25 protein-coding genes are annotated in these 20889 nt (G+C 54.4%); 13 read left to right on the top strand and 12 right to left on the bottom strand.

Annotation, left to right across the window (positions count from 1 at the left end):
* Window positions 1-6: 6 nt before the first annotated feature.
* From KTH07_RS18295 to KTH07_RS18255, 9 genes are all read left to right on the top strand, one after another.
* On the top strand, window positions 7-567 hold the full coding sequence (locus KTH07_RS18295) for an HK97 family phage prohead protease (RefSeq protein WP_001547826.1): 561 nt from the start codon (window positions 7-9) through the stop codon (window positions 565-567).
* Window position 568: 1 nt separating this feature from the next.
* A complete protein-coding gene (locus KTH07_RS18290) occupies window positions 569-1810 on the top strand; it encodes a phage portal protein (RefSeq protein ID WP_161647787.1) in 1242 nt (413 codons plus the stop codon).
* Complete coding sequence (locus KTH07_RS18285) at window positions 1807-2142, top strand: phage head closure protein (protein WP_004150961.1); 336 nt, start codon at window positions 1807-1809, stop codon at window positions 2140-2142. The genes KTH07_RS18290 and KTH07_RS18285 overlap by 4 nt, the downstream gene beginning before the upstream one ends.
* On the top strand, window positions 2139-2438 hold the full coding sequence (locus KTH07_RS18280; RefSeq protein WP_001547824.1) for a head-tail connector protein: 300 nt from the start codon (window positions 2139-2141) through the stop codon (window positions 2436-2438). The genes KTH07_RS18285 and KTH07_RS18280 overlap by 4 nt, the downstream gene beginning before the upstream one ends.
* Window positions 2438-2881, top strand: a complete 444-nt coding sequence (locus KTH07_RS18275; RefSeq protein ID WP_217310812.1) for an HNH endonuclease signature motif containing protein — start codon at window positions 2438-2440, stop codon at window positions 2879-2881. The genes KTH07_RS18280 and KTH07_RS18275 overlap by 1 nt, the downstream gene beginning before the upstream one ends.
* Complete coding sequence (locus KTH07_RS18270; protein ID WP_001547822.1) at window positions 2874-3026, top strand: hypothetical protein; 153 nt, start codon at window positions 2874-2876, stop codon at window positions 3024-3026. Before KTH07_RS18275 ends, KTH07_RS18270 begins: the two co-directional genes overlap by 8 nt.
* 130 nt (window positions 3027-3156) lie before the next feature.
* Window positions 3157-3513 (top strand): phage terminase small subunit P27 family, encoded by a 357-nt coding sequence (locus KTH07_RS18265; RefSeq protein ID WP_000113647.1) that lies wholly within the window; start codon window positions 3157-3159, stop codon window positions 3511-3513.
* Entirely contained in the window at window positions 3497-5158 is a 1662-nt protein-coding gene (locus tag KTH07_RS18260) for a terminase large subunit (protein WP_217310810.1), read from the top strand. Before KTH07_RS18265 ends, KTH07_RS18260 begins: the two co-directional genes overlap by 17 nt.
* A 2-nt stretch (window positions 5159-5160) precedes the next feature.
* Window positions 5161-5352, top strand: coding sequence for a hypothetical protein (locus tag KTH07_RS18255; protein WP_001549737.1), 192 nt, complete (start codon window positions 5161-5163; stop codon window positions 5350-5352).
* Window positions 5353-5505: 153 nt separating this feature from the next.
* On the opposite strand, the gene fis is transcribed toward KTH07_RS18255, so the two are convergent.
* The 12 genes from fis to KTH07_RS18195 form a co-directional block, all read right to left on the bottom strand.
* Window positions 5506-5802 carry a DNA-binding transcriptional regulator Fis gene (gene fis, locus KTH07_RS18250; protein ID WP_000462905.1) on the bottom strand — a complete coding sequence of 99 codons (297 nt, stop codon included), beginning with the start codon at window positions 5800-5802 and terminating at the stop codon, window positions 5506-5508.
* A gap of 23 nt (window positions 5803-5825) precedes the next feature.
* On the bottom strand, window positions 5826-6791 hold the full coding sequence (dusB, locus tag KTH07_RS18245; RefSeq protein WP_015572023.1) for a tRNA dihydrouridine synthase DusB: 966 nt from the start codon (window positions 6789-6791) through the stop codon (window positions 5826-5828).
* A gap of 330 nt (window positions 6792-7121) precedes the next feature.
* Complete coding sequence (locus tag KTH07_RS18240) at window positions 7122-7862, bottom strand: carbonic anhydrase (protein ID WP_017693891.1); 741 nt, start codon at window positions 7860-7862, stop codon at window positions 7122-7124.
* 137 nt (window positions 7863-7999) lie between these two features.
* On the bottom strand, window positions 8000-8881 hold the full coding sequence (prmA, locus tag KTH07_RS18235; protein WP_015572021.1) for a 50S ribosomal protein L11 methyltransferase: 882 nt from the start codon (window positions 8879-8881) through the stop codon (window positions 8000-8002).
* Window positions 8882-8892: 11 nt separating this feature from the next.
* A complete protein-coding gene (panF, locus tag KTH07_RS18230; protein ID WP_023304508.1) occupies window positions 8893-10344 on the bottom strand; it encodes a sodium/pantothenate symporter in 1452 nt (483 codons plus the stop codon).
* Window positions 10334-10576 carry a YhdT family protein gene (locus KTH07_RS18225; RefSeq protein WP_003860385.1) on the bottom strand — a complete coding sequence of 81 codons (243 nt, stop codon included), beginning with the start codon at window positions 10574-10576 and terminating at the stop codon, window positions 10334-10336. The genes panF and KTH07_RS18225 overlap by 11 nt, the downstream gene beginning before the upstream one ends.
* A 108-nt stretch (window positions 10577-10684) precedes the next feature.
* The gene (accC, locus tag KTH07_RS18220) at window positions 10685-12034 is read right to left on the bottom strand and encodes an acetyl-CoA carboxylase biotin carboxylase subunit (RefSeq protein ID WP_003860388.1); all 1350 of its coding nucleotides are present in this window, start codon (window positions 12032-12034) and stop codon (window positions 10685-10687) included.
* Between the two features lie 10 nt (window positions 12035-12044).
* Window positions 12045-12509, bottom strand: a complete 465-nt coding sequence (gene accB, locus KTH07_RS18215; protein ID WP_015572018.1) for an acetyl-CoA carboxylase biotin carboxyl carrier protein — start codon at window positions 12507-12509, stop codon at window positions 12045-12047.
* Window positions 12510-12530: 21 nt separating this feature from the next.
* Window positions 12531-12983: a type II 3-dehydroquinate dehydratase gene (gene aroQ, locus KTH07_RS18210; RefSeq protein ID WP_003860391.1), complete on the bottom strand. Its 453-nt coding sequence runs from the start codon at window positions 12981-12983 to the stop codon at window positions 12531-12533.
* Between the two features lie 234 nt (window positions 12984-13217).
* A complete protein-coding gene (msrQ, locus tag KTH07_RS18205; RefSeq protein ID WP_023304507.1) occupies window positions 13218-13817 on the bottom strand; it encodes a protein-methionine-sulfoxide reductase heme-binding subunit MsrQ in 600 nt (199 codons plus the stop codon).
* Entirely contained in the window at window positions 13818-14819 is a 1002-nt protein-coding gene (msrP, locus tag KTH07_RS18200; protein WP_015572016.1) for a protein-methionine-sulfoxide reductase catalytic subunit MsrP, read from the bottom strand.
* 77 nt (window positions 14820-14896) lie between these two features.
* Window positions 14897-15871, bottom strand: coding sequence for an MDR family oxidoreductase (locus tag KTH07_RS18195; RefSeq protein WP_015572015.1), 975 nt, complete (start codon window positions 15869-15871; stop codon window positions 14897-14899).
* A 183-nt stretch (window positions 15872-16054) separates the two neighbouring features.
* Between KTH07_RS18195 and csrD the strand changes: the two genes are divergently transcribed.
* The 4 genes from csrD (at window position 16055) to mreD (ending at window position 20888) form a co-directional block, all read left to right on the top strand.
* Window positions 16055-17995 carry an RNase E specificity factor CsrD gene (gene csrD / locus KTH07_RS18190; protein WP_217310808.1) on the top strand — a complete coding sequence of 647 codons (1941 nt, stop codon included), beginning with the start codon at window positions 16055-16057 and terminating at the stop codon, window positions 17993-17995.
* Window positions 17996-18277: 282 nt separating this feature from the next.
* Window positions 18278-19321, top strand: coding sequence for a rod shape-determining protein MreB (mreB, locus tag KTH07_RS18185; protein WP_000913396.1), 1044 nt, complete (start codon window positions 18278-18280; stop codon window positions 19319-19321).
* A 62-nt stretch (window positions 19322-19383) separates the two neighbouring features.
* A complete protein-coding gene (gene mreC, locus KTH07_RS18180) occupies window positions 19384-20400 on the top strand; it encodes a rod shape-determining protein MreC (protein ID WP_003860400.1) in 1017 nt (338 codons plus the stop codon).
* Window positions 20400-20888, top strand: coding sequence for a rod shape-determining protein MreD (gene mreD, locus KTH07_RS18175; RefSeq protein ID WP_003860402.1), 489 nt, complete (start codon window positions 20400-20402; stop codon window positions 20886-20888). The genes mreC and mreD overlap by 1 nt, the downstream gene beginning before the upstream one ends.
* Window position 20889 lies beyond the last annotated feature (1 nt).

The following is a 20889-nucleotide window of genomic DNA, read 5'->3' as shown; positions in this document are numbered from 1 at the left end:
CCAACAATGAAAACAATCGATTTTGAAATCCGTACCTCCGAACTGAGCGCCAGCAACAAAAAGCTGGTGGGCTATGCCGTGCGCTGGAACAGCCTGTCAGAGGTGATTTGGGATGAGTTCCGCGAGCAGTTTGCGCCGGGGGCGTTTAAAGACAGCCTGGCATCCGGTAGCGATGTGCGTGCACTGTACGAGCATAACTATACCCAACTGCTGGGGCGTACCAAATCCGGCACGCTGGTGTTGTCCGAAGATGATACCGGGCTGCGTTTCGAGCTGACCCCGCCAAACACCCAACTTGGCAATGATGTGCTAGAGCTGGTGGAGCGTGGAGACATTTCCGGCATGAGCTTCGGGTTCCGTGCGCTGAAAGAGTCCTGGGATATTACTCCTACACCGTATATTCGCACTGTTACCGCTGCCGAGCTGCGGGAGATCACCGTTACTTCTATGCCTGCTTACCCTGAGTCCGGCGTGGAAATTGCGCACCGTTCTCTGTTCTCCCAACATCCTGAACTGCGCCGTGCTGGTGATAACCGCCGACGCTGGGCTGACTTAGCGGGGCTGTGATATGTGGAATATCTGGCCTTTTGGCCGTAAATCTGAGCCATCCGAACAGCGCAGCATGACGATTGATGAGTTTCTGGCGATGGCAGGGATTCCAAATACCGGATCAGGCGAATATGTGTCTGCTGGTACTGCGGAATCTCTGCCGGCGGTGATGAACGCCGTGTCAGTTATCAGTGAGGCAGTGGCAACAATGCCCTGCTATCTCTACCGCGTGCGCAACGATAACGGGCGAGAAGCGCGAGAGTGGTTGAGTAATCATCCGGTAGATTTTCTCCTGAATGAGCAACCTAACGACTGCCAGACGCCTTACCAGTTCAAGCGCACGATGATGCGTCATTGCCTACTGAATGGTAACGCCTATGCGGTGATCCAGTGGGGCCGTGACGGCCAGCCGCAATCCCTGCATCCGTATGCGCCGGGGGCGGTTGTTCCTGAGCGTATCGGCCAGCATAAGTACAAATACACTGTTACTGAGCCGTTTACCGGGGCAGTGCGCACCTACTTGCAGGAAGAGATTCTGCACCTGCGTTACTCGACCGATGATGGTTTTCTGGGGCGCTCGCCGATCACCATCTGCCGTGAAGCGCTGGGGTTAGGCCTGGCCCAGCAGCGCCACGGTGCCAGCATTATGAAAGATGGCATGATGGCGGCGGGCGTAGTCACTACTGCTGAATGGCTCGATAGTGTGAAGGGTAAGCAGGCGCTGGACGCGCTTGAGCGCTACAAAGGTGCCAGAAATGCCGGTAAAACGCCGATCCTTGAAGGTGGCATGGACTATAAGCAGCTTGGCATGAGCAATCAGGATGCTGAGTGGTTGGCCTCCCGGCGCTTCACCATCGAAGATATTGCCCGCATGTTTAACGTTTCTCCCATCTTCTTGCAGGAATACAGCAACAGCACCTACAGCAATTTTAGTGAGGCGAGCCGTGCCTTTCTTACCATGACAATGCGCCCGTGGTTGGCGAACTTTGAGCAGCAGATTAAATCCGCGTTGCTGGTGGCATCGCCTGTACCCGGAATCCGTTATCAGGTGGAGTTCGACTCTGCCGATCTTCTTCGAGCCACTCCAACCGAACGGTACGCAACTTATGAGCGCGGTATCAAGAACGGGATCATGAACCCGAACGAAGCCCGCGAACGCGAAGGGATGCCGCCGCGTGAAGGTGGCGACGAATACAGCCAGGCATGGAAGCAGGAAGTGAAGGTCAGTACCGGTTCTGAGACTAAGGAGGATGCGTCATGAGGCCGGGAGGATTAAGGCAACGCGTCACGATTCAGAATTTTACTACCAGCCGAACCCCTTCTGGTGGCGTCATTCAGGAATGGTACGACGTTGCGACAGTCTGGGCAGAAGTGAAGGGGATCAGTGGCCGTGAGCTGATTGCTGCGGGTGCTGAAATGTCCGAGGTTACATTTCGTATGTGGGTACGTTACCGCTCTGACGTAACCAGCGCCAGCCGGATCATCTGGAAACAGAAAGGACATGATGCAAAAGCATTTGATATTCAGTCGGCAATTCCTGATGAAAAGGCTACCAGGCTGGAGTTGCTTTGTAAGGGAGGGCTTAAGCCGTGAGTGAACTAATTGGGCTTGATGAGGCAAAACTTCACTGCCGCATCGATAACGATGATTCCTATGAAGATGCAATGATTCAGGCATACATCGAAGCGTCACTGGAAGTCTGCCAGAAGCATATCGGTAAACGGTTCGGTGCTGGCCTGGAATTCACTCCTGCCATCAAGATCGGATGCCTTATGTACGTTTCCCAACTGTACGAATACCGCACGATGATTAGTGATGTGGAGGCGAAAGAGATCCCCCTTGCTATCTCTGCATTGTGGTCTGTGTATCGCGATGTGGGGGTGTACTGATGCCGTGGCAACCAATGCGCCGGTGCACTGAGCCGGGATGCAATAAGCGGGTGAAGTCTGGTAAGTGCGATGAGCACAAGCGGGAAGCCTGGCGGGCGGAAGGTGCCAGACGCGGCCACCGTCGCGCCCGTGGTTACTCAGCATCATGGGAGAAGTACCGCGCTCAGTATCTGAAACGTCAGCCGCTATGTGTCGAGTGCCAGAAGCTGGGCCTCTACGTTCCTGCAAAGATTGTCGATCACATCATCCCTATCGACGGCGGTGATGATGTTCTGTTCTGGCCTGAGTGGAATCACCAGCCGTTATGCCAGATGCATCATAACCAGAAGACCACGCAGCAAGACCCCATCACCAAAGCGAACCGTAAGGCAGGGCTGTACCGAGAGCAGGAAGAGCGTGCAGCCCATCGCAATGACTGGATGTATGAGGCCAGAAATGAATGAGAAAGACGTGGTGAATCTGTACCGATCATTGATGCGCTGCCGTGATGGCTTCATGCAGGGGCGAAGCAGACGCAATGAGCGCCAGCCTGTGCAGCGTATGAGCGAGCGTGAACGGGAGTTGCGGGAATGCTTCCGCAACCGCTGACAGGTCGCATGGACGGGGTGGGGGAGGTTTTCAGGACAAACCTCAAGGTGCTAGGCACCGCCCGCCCCCTCAAATTTTTACGCACGGTGATTTTTTTGAAAATAAAATGCGATGGAAACGAGAAATTTTTATGGCAAGACCACCAAAACCGCCAGCTTACCTTGATGAGTTAGCCGCGCAGCAGTGGAAAGCGAAAGCGAAGCAACTGGCCGAGCGTGGCGATCTGACACCCGCCGACTGGAACAACCTTGAGCTTTTTTGCGTCAACTATTCGATGTACCGCAAAGCCGTGGAAGACCTTGCCAGCCGTGGGTTCAGCATTGTTAACAGCCAGGGCGGTGAGAGCCGAAATCCGGCGCTGAGCGCAAAGGCCGATGCTGAAAAAATCATGATTAAAATGTCGTCGCTGCTGGGCTTTGATCCGGTAAGCCGCCGCCGTAACCCGGTAGAAACGGAAGAGGAAGACGAGCTTGACCGTCTGGAATGAATACGCAAATGCGATAAAAACGGGTGAAATTCCAGCTTGTAAGCGCGTAAAACAGGCCGTGGGAAGGTACTTTTCAGACCTGAATGACCCCCGTTATGAGTTCGATACGGCGACCGTAGAACGGTTTATTGCGTTCTCGCGGCTCTGTCCACACGTCAAAGGCCCGCTTCGGGGCCAGCCAATCGAGCTGGAGCCGTGGCAACAGTTCGCCTTTGCTAACCTGCTGGGATTTAAGGTCAGGGCGACGGGACGCAGAAAGTACAGCAGCGCCTTTATCGAGGTGCCGCGCAAGAATGCTAAATCCACCGTGGCAGCTATGCTGGCTAACTGGTTTCTGGTCATGGAGAAGGGCCAGCAGGATATCTACACGGCTGCGGTAAGTCGGGATCAGGCCCGTATCGTGTTCGACGATGCCCGCCAGATGTGCCTGCTGTCAAAACCGCTGAAAAAGCGCGTCAATATTCAGGCGCACAAGGTCATTTACCCAAAGAGCAACAGCCTGCTAAAGCCGCTGGCGGCGAAAGCGGCCACCATTGAAGGGACTAACCCCAGCCTGGCGATTGTCGATGAATACCACCTTCACCCGGATAACGGCGTTTATTCCGCGCTTGAGCTAGGTATGGGCGCACGTCCTGAGGCGATTTTGTTCGCCATCACGACAGCCGGGAGTAACGTTGTCTCCGCCTGTAAACAGCATTATGACTACTGCTGTCAGATTCTGGCCGGGGAAGAGAGCAATGACTCGCTGTTTGTCCTGATCTACGAGCTGGACGACGAAAGCGAGGTTGAGCAGCCGGAAATGTGGATCAAGGCAAACCCTAATCTGCATGTATCCGTTGACGCGGCGAAACTGGAATCCACCATCCAGAAAGCGCGGGGGATACCTTCGCAATGGGTGGAGATGCTGACCAAGCGTTTCAATATCTGGTGTCAGGGTTCCACACCGTGGATGGGTGCTGGGGCATGGGATGCCTGTGCACTCGATTATGCCGAAGAAGATCTGGCCGGGATGGAGTGTTACGCCGGATTTGACCTGTCCTCAACCAGCGATATTACCAGCGTGAGTTACGCTTTCCCGTTTGAACGCGAGATCAGGCTTCTTACCCGGCACTATCTGCCCGAAGCGCAGCTACTTAACGTTGCTAACAAAAACCGCGCCATCTATCGCCAGTGGGTAAAAGCGGGCTGGATACGAACCACCCCCGGCGACTGTATCGACTATGACCGCATCCGTGACGATATCCTGCGCGACGCTGAAACATTCAATATCCGGCTGGTGGGCTTTGATACGTGGAACGCCACACACTTGCGCACTCAGTTGCAGGGGGCTGGCCTCGATGTGGAGCCGTTCCCGCAAACCTATCTGAAATTCAGCCCGGTAGCGAAATCCTTTGAGGTTTTTGTTAACCGCAAGGTGGTGCGTCATCGTGGCGATCCGGTTCTGGCTTGGGCGATTGGTAACGTGGTGATGGAGTCCGACGCCAATGCCAATATCAAGCCCAACAAAAAGAAATCCTCTAACAAGATAGACCCTGCGGTTTCTGCGCTTATGGCGTTCGGCACATTCCAGGCAGAGCACGAGGATTTTGCATTCGATATGAGCGATAGCCATAAGCAGCGACTTGCCGAATTTACCGGGATTTGAATATGCTCAAACACAAGAAAATTGAGTCTGTGATCGACGAAATGGCACGTCAATTGGGCCATGAACTTAACGGGCAGGATAAGCTGGTAATCCGCACTAAAACAGCTATGGTCTTGGCCGCTAAACAGCGGCACCGCCAGCGCATGGAAGCGCCACCCTATCAGTGGCGAAAGCCAGATAAATTAAGGCGTTGAAAGAGGTTAATCCCCTATAAAGCACCAGTATTGTTCTGGTGCTTTTTTGTTTGTTCAGACAAAACTGTATAAACATCTGTATAAACATTAATAAAAAAGGCGCTATCCCATGCCGAGTAGCGCCTTTTTATTCAATAACATAACTGACTAGTATCAGTTCATGCCGTATTTTTTCAGTTTCTTACGCAGGGTACCACGGTTGATGCCCATCATCAGGGCAGCGCGGGTTTGATTACCACGGGTGTATTGCATCACCATGTCCAACAGTGGCTGTTCAACTTCAGCCAGTACCAGCTCATACAGGTCATTAACATCCTGACCGTTCAGTTGAGCAAAATAGTTCTTCAGTGCCTGTTTAACCGAGTCACGCAGGGGCTTTTGAGTCACCTGATCCTGAGAGTTAACGGTAGAAACGGTCAGTACGTCAGAATTTACGCGTTGTTCGAACATAGTTCTGTCAGCTCTTTATTTCATTACGCAAGATTTTCGAAGTATGCCTCCAACGCCTCCAGCTGTTCGCTGGCATCCTCAATGGCGTTGAATGTGCGCCGAAACTGGTCATTTGGAGCGTGCTCCTGGAGATACCAGGAGACGTGTTTACGCGCAATTCGGTACCCTTTTGCCTGGCCGTAGTGGTCATGCAGTTCCCGAACATGCGAACAAAGCAAGCGCTTGACCTCTGCCAGAGGCAGTGGGGCAAGCAGCTCCCCAGTGTCCAGATAATGCTGGATTTCCCGAAAGATCCAGGGTCTTCCCTGAGCGGCACGTCCTATCATCAGAGCATCAGCTCCCGTATAGTCGAGCACAGCTCTGGCTTTAAGCGGGTCAGTAATGTCGCCATTCGCGATAACCGGAATGGAAACTTTCTGCTTAACTGCCCGAATGCTGTCGTATTCAGCTTCACCGTTGAACAAACAGGCGCGAGTGCGTCCATGAATGGTCAGGGCCTGAATGCCACAGTCTTCGGCCAGTTGGGCAATCTCTACGCAGTTACGGTGTTCCGGCGACCAACCCGTGCGAATCTTCAACGTAACAGGAACGTCCACTGCGCTGACAACCGCCGTCAGGATTGACTTCACCTGGTCGGGGTATTGCAGAAGGGCTGAACCTGCAAGCTTGCGATTCACCTTTTTGGCCGGGCAACCCATATTGATATCAATAATCTGGGCGCCACTTTCCACGTTAATACGCGCGGCATCTGCCATCTCTTCAGGCACGCTTCCGGCAATTTGCACGGTGCGGATACCTGGTTCATCAATGTGCACCATCCGTAGGCGGGACTTATCGCTTTCCCAAACCTGCGGGTTAGACGACATCATCTCGGAAACGGTCAGGCCTGCTCCCATCTCATAACACAGCGTCCTGAACGGCCGGTCGGTAATACCTGCCATTGGGGCTGCGATCAGGCGATTTCTGAGCTGGTGGTGTCCGATGCGCATGAGTTAAGAAATGACCATACTGTGACTGCAAGGCGGCGTATATTACGCATTTTTTGCACGAGATGAAAGGCCAAACTTTGAACAATCCTCTGTTGTAGATCAAGGAATCGCCAGTCATTCTTTTTGGATAAGATTATTCGCTATTTAAATCATTGTGTTATGAATAAATGAACATTTTGTGGGCGCTTACAATTTCCCGTAACTTCTCATCATTTCTGAATAAATGAATCAATTGTCCGGGATAATCTGCTGCTATAAGCAGCAGATTATGGCGCTTCTTTGCGATCTGCGTCGCATTTCAGCACAGGATATCAGCGTAAAAAAATCGACTTATTCAACAACCAGACGGCCATGAAGCGGTTGAACCGGGCGGCTGTTTTCATGGTGCATGGTGTGAGTGAATTTTTGCAGCTGTTCAGCAGAGACGGTCAGCGGGTGCTTGAGCACCAGCCATGTCACCCCTTCTGAACACGGTGGCGTGGTCAGAGAGCCGCTAAAACGCCAGTAGGTTTTATCCGTGGGCAGTAATTTATTCATATCGAGGGTTGGCTTAATCGTGACGTTCTGGTCAACCTGTCCGGGCATCACGCCCCAGAGTTTATCCAGTTCAGTGTTTGCCGCGCCCTGATCGAACATAACGGCAACGACCGTCAGTTCGCCGTCAGCGTTTTTATGGACCAGATGCATTTCCATTGCGTATTTTTTACCGTGCACCGTGTTTTCGGATGGCGCATGGAAATGGAACTGCTGTAACGTCCAGCGCTGTTTATCAAGCGTGATGCTGTCGCGTGTATCGGCATTTTCACTTGCCTGGATAGTATGGCCGTTGTTTGTCAGAATGACCGGGCCGTCGATATAGTGCGTTTCCAGCGGAGAGATGTGGGCTTTGACCGTGTTATCTATGTTGACCGGCGACTGATACATTCCGCTTTTACACGTCTTGTACGCCTCGTCCAGTTCGCCCCAGTGTTCCGGTGCGCCTTCTCCCTGATAACTCCAGTGTGATGCGTAAGCCGTAGCCGAAATTATGCTCAGCGCCAGCAGCGCTGCCTTGCCTGAAATGTGTTTCATCATATTCTTCCTGTGAATTTTATTATCCAAATCAATGATTAACATTATGATTTGTGCGGTTATTTTATCGAAGAAAGGAAGAAGGCGGGAGAAAAAACCGAAGGGAAAAGGCGTGGTCAGACGACCACGCCAAACGCTTATTTTTTACGGCCGGTGATGCGACACCACTCTTCTTTCTCGACCACCGGGTCGAGCGCGAAGAGATCGGCGTAGGCTTCACAGACGCTGTCTGCCTGGCTGGCAAGGATACCGGACAGGCCCAGCAGACCGCCTTCAACCGGCAGCACGCTGATTAACGGCGCCAGCTCGCGTAACGGGCCAGCCAGGATATTCGCGACCACAACATCGGCTTTCATCGCCTCTGGCTGTGCATCGGGCAGATACAGTTCAAGGCGATCGGAAACGCCATTACGCTCGGCGTTATCACGGCTGGCCTGAATCGCCTGCGGATCGATGTCGATCCCGATGGCTTTTGCCGCGCCCAGTTTCAGCGCCGCGATAGCAAGGATTCCGGATCCGCAACCGAAGTCGATCACGGTTTTGCCTTCCAGATCCAGGCCATCCAGCCATTGCAGGCACAGGGAGGTTGTCGGGTGGGTGCCGGTGCCGAACGCCAGACCCGGATCCAGCATCACGTTGACGGCGTTTTTATCGGGAACTTCACGCCAGCTTGGGCAGATCCACAGACGCTGACCAAACTGCATCGGATGGAAGTTGTCCATCCACTCGCGTTCCCAGTCTTTGTCTTCCAGCTGTTCAATTTTATGCGCGAAACCCACGCCCAGCAGCGGATGGTTTTCCAGAATCGCCACGACCTCTTTCATGTCGGTTTCTGCATCGAACAGGCCGATAACGTCCGTATCACCCCACAGGCGCGTTTCGCCTGGCAGCGGCTCAAAGACCGGCGTGTCATGCGTGTCCTGGAAGGTGATAGAGACCGAACCGGCCTCCATCAGCGCATCACTCAGTTCTTCGGCGTTCGCGCCGGTTGTGTTCAGTTTTAATTGGATCCACGGCATGGCAAAACTCTTTATTTATCAGTAGAAATCAGGGCAGTTTGTGGCACCGGTCGACCAAAACGGTTTCCCACCACAAACGCCAGTAAACTTACCAGTAACGAAGGCACGATCGGATGGAAGCCCAGATACTGAATTTTAAACGTGGCGAGAACGGCATACAGGACGCCCCCGACAATCATGCCGCTTAATGCACCCGCGGCATTCGCGCGTTCCCAGTAGAGCCCCAGCACCAGCGGCCACAGGAAAACGGCCTCCAGCCCACCAAAGGCGAGCAGGTTCAACCAGATGATCATCTCCGGTGGACGCCACGCGGCCAGCAGCAGCAACGCCCCCAGCACCAGGGTAATCACCGCCGACATGCGCTTGAGGCGTCGCTCATTTTCGACCTGTTCAGGACGCAAATTCAGATAGAGATCTTTAATGATCGTAGCGGAACTTTGCAGCAACTGAGCGTTGATGGTCGACATAATGGCCGCCATGGGTGCGGCGAGGAAAATCCCGGCGGCAAACGGCGGAAGCACTTTCACCATCAGGGTCGGAATGACCAGATCTGGTACGGTAAGGTCAGGGATCACCGCGCGTCCCAGCGCGCCCGCCAGATGCATACCGAACATCAGGATCGCCACCACAATTGTCCCGATAATGATCCCGCGGTGCACCGCTTTGCTGTCTTTATATGAGATGCAGCGCACGGCAGTATGGGGCAGGCCAATCACGCCAAAGCACACCAGTACCCAGAACGAGGTCATAAAGGTTGGAGAGAGGATGTCATCCGCCCCCTGCGGTGAGACCAGTTTCGGATCGATCGCTTCCAGGGTTTCAACCGCATGGCTCAGGCCTCCTGCGGCATGCACGATACCTACCAGCAGAACGAGGGTGCCAATGAGCATCACCATCCCCTGCATTGTGTCGTTGAGTACGCTGGCGCGGAACCCGCCAAACGCGGTATACAGCGCGATACTCACACCGAAAATGACCAGACCTGTTTCATAGGGGATACCGGCTGCCGTCTCCAGCAGACGTGCGCCGCCGATAAACTGCACCGTCATTGCGCCAATAAACGCCACCAGCAGACTCAGGCTTGCCAGCCATACCAGCAAGCGACTCTGATAGCGGGCAAACAGCATATCGTTCAGCGTTACGGCATTGTAGCGACGGGCCAGAATGGCAAACTTTTTACCCAGTATGCCCAGAGAGAGCCAGATGGCAGGCAGCTGGATCATTGCCAGCAGTACCCAACCCAGCCCGTACTTATAAGCGGCGCCGGGGCCACCAATAAACGAACTGGCGCTGATGTACGTGGCGGTCAGCGTCATGGCCAGCACGACGCCACCCATAGAGCGGCTCCCGAGGAAATACTCGTTCAGAAAGGTGCCGGTCGAACGTTTACGCATCGCATAAACCGACAGGCCAAACACCAGGAACAGGTAAGCGATAAGGGGCAGAATGACTTCAAGCTGCATCATCGTCCTCCAGTGATATATCGCGATAGATGAATTTCACCATCGCCCAGCACAGCAGGATAAACACCAGCGGCAGCAGCAGGCAGGCCATTTCAAACCAGTGCGGGAGGCCGGTAATGCCAATCGCCGAATCAGGTAAGTAAGCAGTTACTAACCACGCGGCGAGATAGAGAAGGGTCAGCCACAGCGCCCAGCGCGCTTCTTTATGGGCCTGAACAAAACGTTTGTCCATTTTTTGTCCCTTGTGGATGAAGAAAGCGGGGATTGTACATGATGGGGCTTAGCGATCCCCAGAAATAAAAAAGGCCGGATAATCCGGCCTTTTAGCAACACTGGTCTCTTACTTCTCGTTTAGACCGAGTTTTTTCTCCAGGTAGTGGATGTTAGTCCCACCATTCTGGAAGTGCTCGTCGCTCATAATGCGCATCTGGAGATCAACGTTGGTTTTGATCCCGTCGATGATCAGCTCCTGAAGGGCGTTCTTCATGCGGGCAATGGCCACGTCACGGTTTTCGCCGTAGCAGATCAGCTTACCGATCATTGAGTCATAATACGGCGGTACGGTGTAACCGGCGTAGATATGGGACTCCCAGCGCACACCAAAGCCACCCGGCGCGTGGAAACGCGTGATTTTACCCGGGCTTGGCAGGAAGGTATTCGGGTCTTCGGCGTTGATACGGCACTCTACCGCATGGCCTTTAACCACAACTTCTTCCTGTTTGATGGACAGCGGCTGACCGGCTGCGATACGCAGCTGTTCTTTGATCAGGTCAACGCCGGTGATCATTTCGGTAACCGGGTGTTCAACCTGAATACGGGTGTTCATCTCGATGAAGTAGAACTCGCCGTTTTCGAACAGGAACTCAAAGGTACCCGCCCCGCGATAGCCGATATCGACACACGCTTTAGCGCAACGCTCGCCGATGTAGCGACGCAGTTCAGGCGTAATGCCCGGCGCTGGCGCTTCTTCGACCACTTTCTGGTGACGACGCTGCATGGAGCAGTCACGTTCTGCCAGATAGATTGCGTTACCCTGACCGTCAGCCAGCACCTGAATTTCGATGTGGCGTGGGTTTTCCAGGTATTTTTCCATGTACACCATGTCATTGCTGAAAGCCGCTTTCGCTTCCGCTTTGGTCATGGAGATGGACTGCGCCAGTTCAGCATCGCTGCGTACAACGCGCATACCGCGACCGCCGCCGCCGCCGGACGCTTTGATGATCACCGGGTAGCCAATGCGTTTAGCATGGGCGCGGTTAGCATCCATATCGTCGGTCAGCGGGCCGTCAGAGCCCGGTACGGTTGGCACGCCGGCTTTTTTCATCGCGGTGATGGCAGACACTTTGTCACCCATCAGGCGAATGGTGTCGGCTTTCGGGCCAATGAAGATAAAGCCAGAGCGTTCAACCTGCTCAGCAAAGTTGGCGTTCTCAGAGAGGAAACCATAACCCGGGTGAATCGCGACCGCGCCAGTGATTTCGGCGGCGCTAATGATAGCCGGGATGTTCAGATAGCTTTTTACGGACGGAGCCGGACCGATACAGACCGTCTCATCCGCCAGCAATACGTGTTTTAAATCGCGATCCGCGCTTGAGTGCACGGCCACGGTCTTGATGCCCAGTTCTTTACAGGCACGAAGAATACGCAGTGCAATCTCGCCACGGTTGGCGATAACAATTTTATCCAGCATGTTCGCCTCGTTACTCGATGACGACCAGCGGCTCGTCAAATTCTACCGGCTGACCACTTTCGACCAGGATCGCTTTCACAGTACCTGATTTGTCTGCTTCGATCTGGTTCATCATTTTCATGGCTTCAACGATGCACAGGGTATCGCCTACGTTGACTTTCTGACCCACTTCGATGAACGCCTTCGCGTCCGGGCTCGGGGTGCGGTAGAAAGTACCAACCATTGGGGAACGTACGATGTGACCACTGATTTCTGTTGCAGCCGCAGGTGCCGCTTCTGCTGCCACTGGTGCAACGGCTGCGGAGAGCGCAGGCTGCTGCACTGGCGCAGCGTAAGCTTGCTGCATTACCGGGAAGCTAGCGGCCGGGGCTGCACGGCTGATGCGTACAGACTCTTCGCCTTCAGAAATTTCCAGTTCGGAGATGCCTGATTCTTCAACCAGCTCGATCAGTTTTTTAATCTTACGAATATCCATGAGTGGGTTCCGTACTCTTGTTTAGTGTGATTGTGACAAGCGTTTTACCGCTGTCTGTAAAGCGTATGAATAGCCGTCTGCACCCAGCCCACAAATCACGCCAGCGGCGATATCTGACAGGTAGGAATGGTGGCGGAACGGCTCTCGGGCGTGCACGTTACTCAGGTGGATCTCGATAAACGGGATACTCACCGCGAGCAGTGCGTCGCGTATAGCAACACTGGTGTGCGTAAACGCGGCCGGATTGATCAGGATATAGTCCACAGTGTCTTTAGCCTGATGAATACGGTCGATGATTGCGTACTCCGCGTTTGACTGAAAATGGTCCAAATCCACATTCAGCGAGGCTGCTTCCGTACTCAGACGGTTAACAATTTCGCTCAATGTCAGCGTGCCGTACTTCTCTGGCTCACGGGTGCCGAGCATGTTCAGGTTCGGACCGTTCAATACTAAAATTTGGAATTTGTCAGCCATTGTGCCGCTATCTCCTGCGATTTTCGGGTAAAAAACAACATATACCCTCAAAGCGCAATTGTCACCCTTTCAGAGGCCTAAAACCCCTGTCCGGAAAACCGAAGTCGCACATTATAACGATTTCGTAGCATTTGGCAGCTAAATACTGGTCTTATCAGGGAAGATTATCAACCGCTATCCGAAAAAGATTCGCGGTTGATAAATAATCTGCGGGAAAACGCACAGTTTCGTGAACTATCGCAACCACTGGCGGAACTTCTTGTAACGCCACGCTAAAAGGGCCAGGGCCAGCAGGGCGTAGATGACCGGCTGAGGGGATAAAATCTTCACCGACCACAGGTAATGAATCGGGGCGAGGATCGCGACAAGATAGACGAAGTTGTGCAGCAGTTGCCAGCGTCGACCCAGTTTTCGCTGCGCATACTGCGTGGATGTCAGCGTCAGCGCCAGTAAAACCAGCCAGCTTACGATACCCAGCGTCAGATAGGGACGCGTCACCAGTTCGCTGCCAAGGAGTGCCAGGTTGTTAATGCCCAGTTCCAGCAGGGCGTAGCTGGTGAGATGCAGCGTCGCCCAGGCAAAACACCATAGCCCTAAAAGCCGACGGGTGCGTATCAATAATGGCTGTTTAGCGTAGCGCGCCAGCGGTGAGACGAGCAAGGTCGCCAGCATAAATTTCAGAGCCATCCGACCCGTAAAATGCTGAATATCTTTCGCCGGATCGGCACTGAACTGTCCCTGGCTGGCTGCCCAGAAGAGCCAGATAAAGGGGAGCAATCCGGCTAAATGCAGGAGTACCTTCAGCCAGGTTATCTGCTTTGCCGTTAAACGCACTTAGAAGTTCTCCCGTAAATTCAGCCCACGGTAGAGGGATGCCACCTCATCCGCATAGCCGTTAAACAGCAGCGTTGGCTGGCGTTTAACATCCAGCGCGCCGCCGGAGCCGATAAAACGTTCCGTTGCCTGCGACCAGCGCGGATGGTCAACGTGCGGGTTAACGTTGGCAAAAAAACCATACTCGTCAGGCGCTGCCAGGTTCCAGGTGGTGGGGGGGCGTTCACGGGTGAGCTTAATGCTGACGATCGATTTGATGCCCTTGAAACCGTATTTCCACGGTACGGTCAGGCGAATGGGCGCCCCGTTTTGCGGCGGTAGCGCTTTGCCATAAACCCCGACGGTAAGCAGCGTAAGCGGATGCATGGCTTCGTCGAGACGTAAACCTTCAACGTAGGGATACTCCAGCCCGCCGCCGATAAACCGATCCTTCTGGCCTGGCATCTCGTCCGGGGCGTAGCGCGTCTGGAAGGAAACATACTTCGCGTTGCTGGTGGGCTCAACCAGCGCCAGCAGTTTATGCAAAGGGAAACCTACCCACGGCACCACCATCGACCAGGCTTCCACACAGCGCATACGGTAAATGCGCTCTTCAAGTGGGAAGCGGGTGGTGAGGTCATGATGATCCAGCGTCAGCGGTTTTGCCACCTCGCCATCTATCTTCAGCGTCCAGGGATCGGTTTTCATGCTCCCGGCGTTGGCGGCAGGATCGGCCTTATCGAGACCAAACTCATAGAAGTTGTTATAGCCGGTGACTTTATCTTCCGGCGTCAGCGCCAGTTTATTCTGCCACTGCGCCGGTTTGGTGAAGTTAAGCGGTGCGCCGGAGGGGGCTTTCGGGCGATCGTTGCCCTTAAACCAGTCGAGCAGATCGGCATGGGCCGCAGGGGTGAGCGTCAGGGCGGTGGCGCTGATGCCAAGCATTTTCAGGATCTGGCGGCGCTGTAGCATAAAGACAGATTCAGACGTTACGTCGGCTTCCGTCAGTTTTCGGGTTTTCATGGCATCCTCCGTCAGGCGTTTTTCTAAGCATGACGGAGGAGGAGGGTTAGCGCGAATATGTCACGAAAATTTGAAGATTAGGCGATTTTAACAAGCGCACGACCGTGGAACTGGTTGTCCATGATTTTATTGGCGAACTCTGGCGCCTGGCTCAGGGTAATCTCAGTGGCGCTCTGGTCAAAGAATGAGGCTGGCAGATCCTGCACCAGACGTTCCCAGGCCTCAGCCCGCCGCTCGGCTGGGGTCATGACCGAATCGACACCCTGAAGACGCACGTTACGCAGAATAAATGGCATCACCGTCGTCGGCAGGGCAAAACCACCCGCCAGTCCACAGGCCGCCACGCAGCCGCCGTAATTCATTTGCGCCAGCACCTTCGCCAGCACTTTGTCGCCGACGGTATCTACTGCGCCAGCCCAGACCTGTTTTTCCAGCGGGCGGGTCTCGGCAAATTCGTCGCGGCTCAGAATGCGGCTTGCGCCCAATTGACGTAGATAATCATGCGTACTTTCGCGGCCTGAGACGGCAGCGACCTGATACCCCAACTTGTGCAGCAGCGTGACGGCCGTGCTGCCCACGCCGCCGCTGGCGCCGGTGACGACAATTTCGCCAGAGTCAGGGCGGATCCCGGCCTCTTCCAGCGCCATCACGCACAGCATGGCGGTGAAACCTGCCGTGCCGATGATCATCGCCTTACGACCGTCCAGGCCTTTCGGCATCGGGACCAGCCAGTCACCTTTTACGCGCGCCTGCGCTGCCAGTCCGCCCCAGTGGTTTTCACCTACGCCCCAGCCGGTGAGCAGCACCTGCTGTCCGGCGTGAAAACGTGGATCTTCACTGGTATGTACGCGGCCTGCAAAGTCGATTCCTGGCACCATCGGGAAATTTCGGATGATTTTACCTTTTCCCGTAATGGCCAGCGCATCCTTATAGTTCAGGCTGGACCAGTCGATATCTACGGTCACGTCGCCCTCCGGCAGGCGGCTCTCCTCGATGGCTTGCACTGAGGCAACGGTTTTGCCGTCCTGCTGTTCTAAGATCAAAGCCTGCATACTGGGTCCTCACTAGGTTTGATGATGGGAAAATATGTTCTGATGACTATACTCGCTCAATGAAACGCAGTGCCGATTTAACGCAATAAATTGCCAGATACGCCAGGTTTGGTAGTATGCCGCATTTGAAATGCAAGTTAGTGCTCACTTGCACCCCCTTCAACCCACGGAGTAATCTCAAGGATGCGATTAACGACGAAGTTCTCAGCTTTTATCACCTTGCTGACGGGGCTGACCATATTTGTCACGCTAATCGGCTGCTCGCTGAGCTTTTACAATGCCATCCAGGATAAGCTGGTTAACCGGGTTGAATCGGTTGCATCGGTTATCGACACTCGCCTGATTGCAACCTCCTTCCCGGCGCTTTCGCGTGAGCTGGATGAGTTAATGGTGCCTGTGGATATCGTGCAGATCGACATTAAACAGGGGAAGCAGACCGTTTTCCGCCATACCCGCCAGGGCAGCTATCGTCCTGCCGGCACGGTAGATCAGTATCGGAACGTCACGGTTAATTCACTTAAACATCCGGGTATGACAATTCATCTGATGTACCAGGATCCGATGAGCAACTATTTACGCTCGCTTATGACCACCGCGCCCTTAACCATCGCCGTTGCCTTTATCGTACTGCTGATTTTCCTCGCCGTTCGCTGGCAGCGTCGTCAACTTTCCGGCCAGGAACTGCTGGAAACACGCTCCGTGCGGATACTGAATGGCGAACGGGGTCCACAGGTGCGGGGATCGGTTTATGAATGGCCATCACGCACCAGTAGCGCCCTGGACGTGCTGCTCTCCGAAATCCAGTTTGCCAGCGATCAGCGTAGCCGTATGGACACATTGATTCGCTCTTACGCCGCGCAGGATAACAAAACGGGCCTCAACAACCGTCTCTTCTTTGATAATCAGCTGGCTACCCTTCTTGATGACCCCGAAAAGGTGGGTACGCATGGCGTGGTAATGATGATTCGCCTGCCCGACTTCGATCTGCTCCGTGATACCTGGGGTCAGCGCGTGGCGGAAGAGAACCTCTTTACGCTGATTAACCTGCTGTCCACCTTTATTATGCGCTACCCCGGCGCGTTACTGGCACGCTACCACCGCAGCGATTTTGCCGTCTTGCTGCCGCATCGCACCTTAAAGGAGTCCGAGAGTATCGCCAGCCAGCTGCTGAAAGCCGTCGATGCGCTGCCCCAGAGCAAAATGCTCGACAGAGACGATATGGTGCATATGGGCATCTGTGCCTGGCGCGGCGGTCAGTCGACGGAGCAGGTGATGGAACATGCGGAAGCGGCCACGCGTAACGCCGTATTGCAGGGGGCGAACGGCTGGGCAGTCTATGATGATACGCTGCCGGAGAAAGGGCGCGGCAACGTGCGCTGGCGAACCCTGATTGAACAGATGCTGAGCCGGGGCGGACCGCGCATCTATCAAAAACCGGCGGTCATGAAGAATGGTCATGTTCATCATCGTGAGCTGATGTGCCGTATTTTTGATGGCACTGAAGAGGTTATCTCCGCGGAATATCTGCCCATGGTGTTGCAATTCGGATTGTCCGAAGAGTATGACCGTCAGCAAATCACCCGTCTCATTCCGTTTTTATCGTACTGGCCTGAAGAAAATCTGGCTTTACAGGTGACCGTCGAATCGCTGATCCGTCCGCGTTTCCAGCGCTGGTTACGTGACACGTTAATGCAATGCGAAAAATCGCAACGCAAACGCATTATTTTTGAACTTGCAGAGGCAGATGTAGGTCAACACATCAGCCGGTTGCGCCCGGTAGTGCGTTTAATCAATGCGCTTGGGGCTCGCGTGGCGGTAACCCAGGCGGGTTTGACGCTGGTGAGCACCCGCTGGATCAAAGAGCTGGATGTTGAATTATTGAAGCTGCATCCGGGTCTGGTAAGGAATATTGAAAAACGCACGGAAAACCAGCTGCTGGTACAAAGCCTGGTGGAAGCGTGCAAAGGAACGCAAACGCAAGTATTTGCCACAGGCGTACGTTCACGTAGTGAATGGCAGATGTTGACAGAGCGCGGCGTGACGGGCGGTCAGGGGAATTTTTTTGCCGCCTCTCAGCCGCTTGACACCAATGTGAAAAAATATTTGCAAAGATACTCTGTTTGACCTGCCGTTTACTTTGTTTTCACGTAGAATATCGCGCCTGTAGCTTTGAGTAAGACGAGCATAAAAGCCAGTGAACGACCTTTAGTGGGTTACAAGTGAAAGTGAGGGACGCTGCTGTTTACTCAGCCCTGAGGGATTCAGGGGATGAATTTGTAACAAAGGAAACGTGCTGCACTAATTTTCACCGTAGCAGACGATTTTTGCGCCTTGTCGCTGCTGCGTGTGGTTGGTAAAGTAAGCGGATTTTGTTTTCCGCCCCAGCTTTCAGGATTATCCCTTAGTATGTTGAAAAAATTTCGTGGCATGTTTTCCAATGACCTGTCCATTGACCTGGGTACCGCGAATACCCTTATTTATGTAAAAGGACAAGGCATCGTATTGAATGAGCCTTCCGTTGTGGCCATTCGTCAGGATCGTGCCGGCTCGCCAAAAAGCGTGGCCGCAGTAGGTCATGATGCGAAGCAGATGCTGGGCCGTACGCCGGGCAACATCGCCGCGATCCGCCCTATGAAAGACGGCGTTATTGCTGACTTCTTCGTGACCGAAAAAATGCTTCAGCACTTCATCAAGCAGGTTCACAGCAACAGCTTCATGCGCCCAAGCCCGCGCGTGCTGGTGTGTGTGCCGGTTGGCGCAACCCAGGTTGAACGCCGTGCGATCCGTGAATCCGCTCAGGGTGCCGGTGCGCGTGAAGTGTTCCTGATTGAAGAACCGATGGCTGCGGCAATTGGTGCGGGTCTGCCGGTTTCTGAGGCTACCGGTTCTATGGTGGTGGATATCGGTGGCGGTACCACTGAAGTGGCCGTTATCTCCCTGAACGGTGTGGTGTACTCCTCTTCCGTGCGTATCGGCGGCGACCGTTTCGACGAAGCCATCATCAATTACGTTCGCCGTAACTACGGCTCTCTGATCGGTGAAGCAACCGCAGAGCGCATCAAGCATGAAATCGGTTCTGCCTATCCGGGTGATGAAGTACGCGAGATCGAAGTTCGCGGTCGTAACCTGGCTGAAGGCGTGCCACGCGGATTCACCCTGAACTCCAACGAAATCCTGGAAGCGTTGCAGGAGCCGCTGACCGGCATCGTGAGCGCGGTGATGGTTGCGCTGGAACAGTGCCCGCCAGAGCTGGCTTCCGATATCTCCGAGCGCGGTATGGTTCTGACCGGTGGTGGTGCGCTGCTGCGTAACCTCGACCGCCTGTTAATGGAAGAGACAGGTATTCCTGTCGTAGTTGCAGAAGATCCACTGACTTGCGTCGCCCGTGGTGGTGGCAAGGCGCTGGAAATGATCGACATGCACGGCGGCGACTTGTTTAGCGAAGAGTAGTCGGGTGTGAGAGGGTAGCAATTCGCTACCCTTTCTCTCTGACGCGAGAATACGCATAGCCTATGAAGCCAATTTTTAGCCGTGGCCCGTCGCTACAGTTTCGCCTGATCCTGGCGGTTCTGGTTGCGCTCGGGGTCATTATTGCCGATAGCCGCCTCGGTACGTTCAGCCAGATCCGAACGTACATGGATACCGCCGTCAGTCCTTTCTACTTTATTTCAAATGGTCCCCGTGAACTGCTCGACTCCGTGTCGCAAACGCTCTCATCGCGTGACCAGCTCGAACTCGAAAACCGTGCGTTACGCCAGGAACTGCTGCTGAAAAATAGCGAGCTGCTGATGCTGGGGCAATATAAGCAGGAAAACGCCCGTCTGCGCGAACTGCTCGGCTCGCCGCTGCGCCAGGATGAACAGAAAATGGTCACCCAGGTAATCTCCACCGTAAACGATCCGTACAGTGATCAGGTGGTGATTGATAAAGGCAGCGTGAACGGCGTATACGAAGGTCAGCCTGTCATCAGCGATAAGGGCGTCGTGGGCCAGGTTGTGGCGGTTGCCAAACTGACCAGCCGCGTGTTGCTGATTTGCGATGCCACCCATGCACTGCCGATTCAGGTGCTGCGTAACGATATTCGCGTGATTGCCGCCGGTAATGGCTGCACGGACGATCTGCAACTGGAACACCTGCCTGCCAACACGGATATCCGAGTGGGCGACGTGCTGGTGACGTCCGGTCTGGGCGGTCGTTTCCCTGAGGGCTACCCGGTTGCGGTTGTCTCTTCCGTGAAGCTCGACACTCAGCGTGCCTACACCGTGATTCAGGCGCGTCCAACGGCCGGCTTGCAGCGTTTGCGCTACCTGTTGCTGCTGTGGGGCGCCGATCGTAACGGCGCTAACCCGATGACCCCGGAAGATGTGCATCGCGTGGCCAACGAACGCCTGATGCAGATGATGCCGCAGGTGCTGCCTGCGCCGGATGCGATGGGACCACCTGCACCCGTACCGGCTCCGGCGACGGGGTTAACGCAGCCGCTGCCGGATGCGCCCCCACCGCCGCAAGTCTCGGGTGGAGGGCAGTAGTGGCCAGTTATCGTAGCCAGGGGCGCTGGGTAATCTGGCTCTCATTCCTCGTTGCACTGTTGCTGCAAATTATGCCCTGGCCGGACGACATTCTTGTTTTCCGGCCAAACTGGGTATTGCTCATTTTGCTCTACTGGATCCTTGCCCTGCCGCACCGCGTAAATGTCGGCACAGGTTTTGTGATGGGTGCCATACTGGATCTTATCAGTGGCTCTACGCTTGGCGTCCGCGCCTTATCCATGAGCATTATTGCGTATCTCGTCGCACTCAAATTCCAGCTCTTTCGTAACCTTGCGCTCTGGCAACAGGCGCTGGTAGTGATGTTGTTGTCGCTCGCTGCGGATATCGTTGTTTTCTGGGCAGAGTTTTTAGTGATCAACGTCTCTTTCCGACCGGAAGTGTTCTGGAGTAGTGTAGTAAACGGTGTGCTCTGGCCGTGGCTGTTCCTGCTGATGCGTAAAATTCGCCAGCAGTTTGCCGTGCAATAAA

Origin of the sequence: Enterobacter cloacae complex sp. ECL72 (assembly GCF_019056635.1) — a bacterium.
In the GTDB taxonomy this organism is placed as follows: Bacteria; Pseudomonadota; Gammaproteobacteria; order Enterobacterales; family Enterobacteriaceae; genus Enterobacter; species Enterobacter hormaechei_C.
The sequence above is the reverse complement of the archived record's forward strand: the minus strand, read 5'-3'. Positions and strand labels throughout refer to the sequence as shown.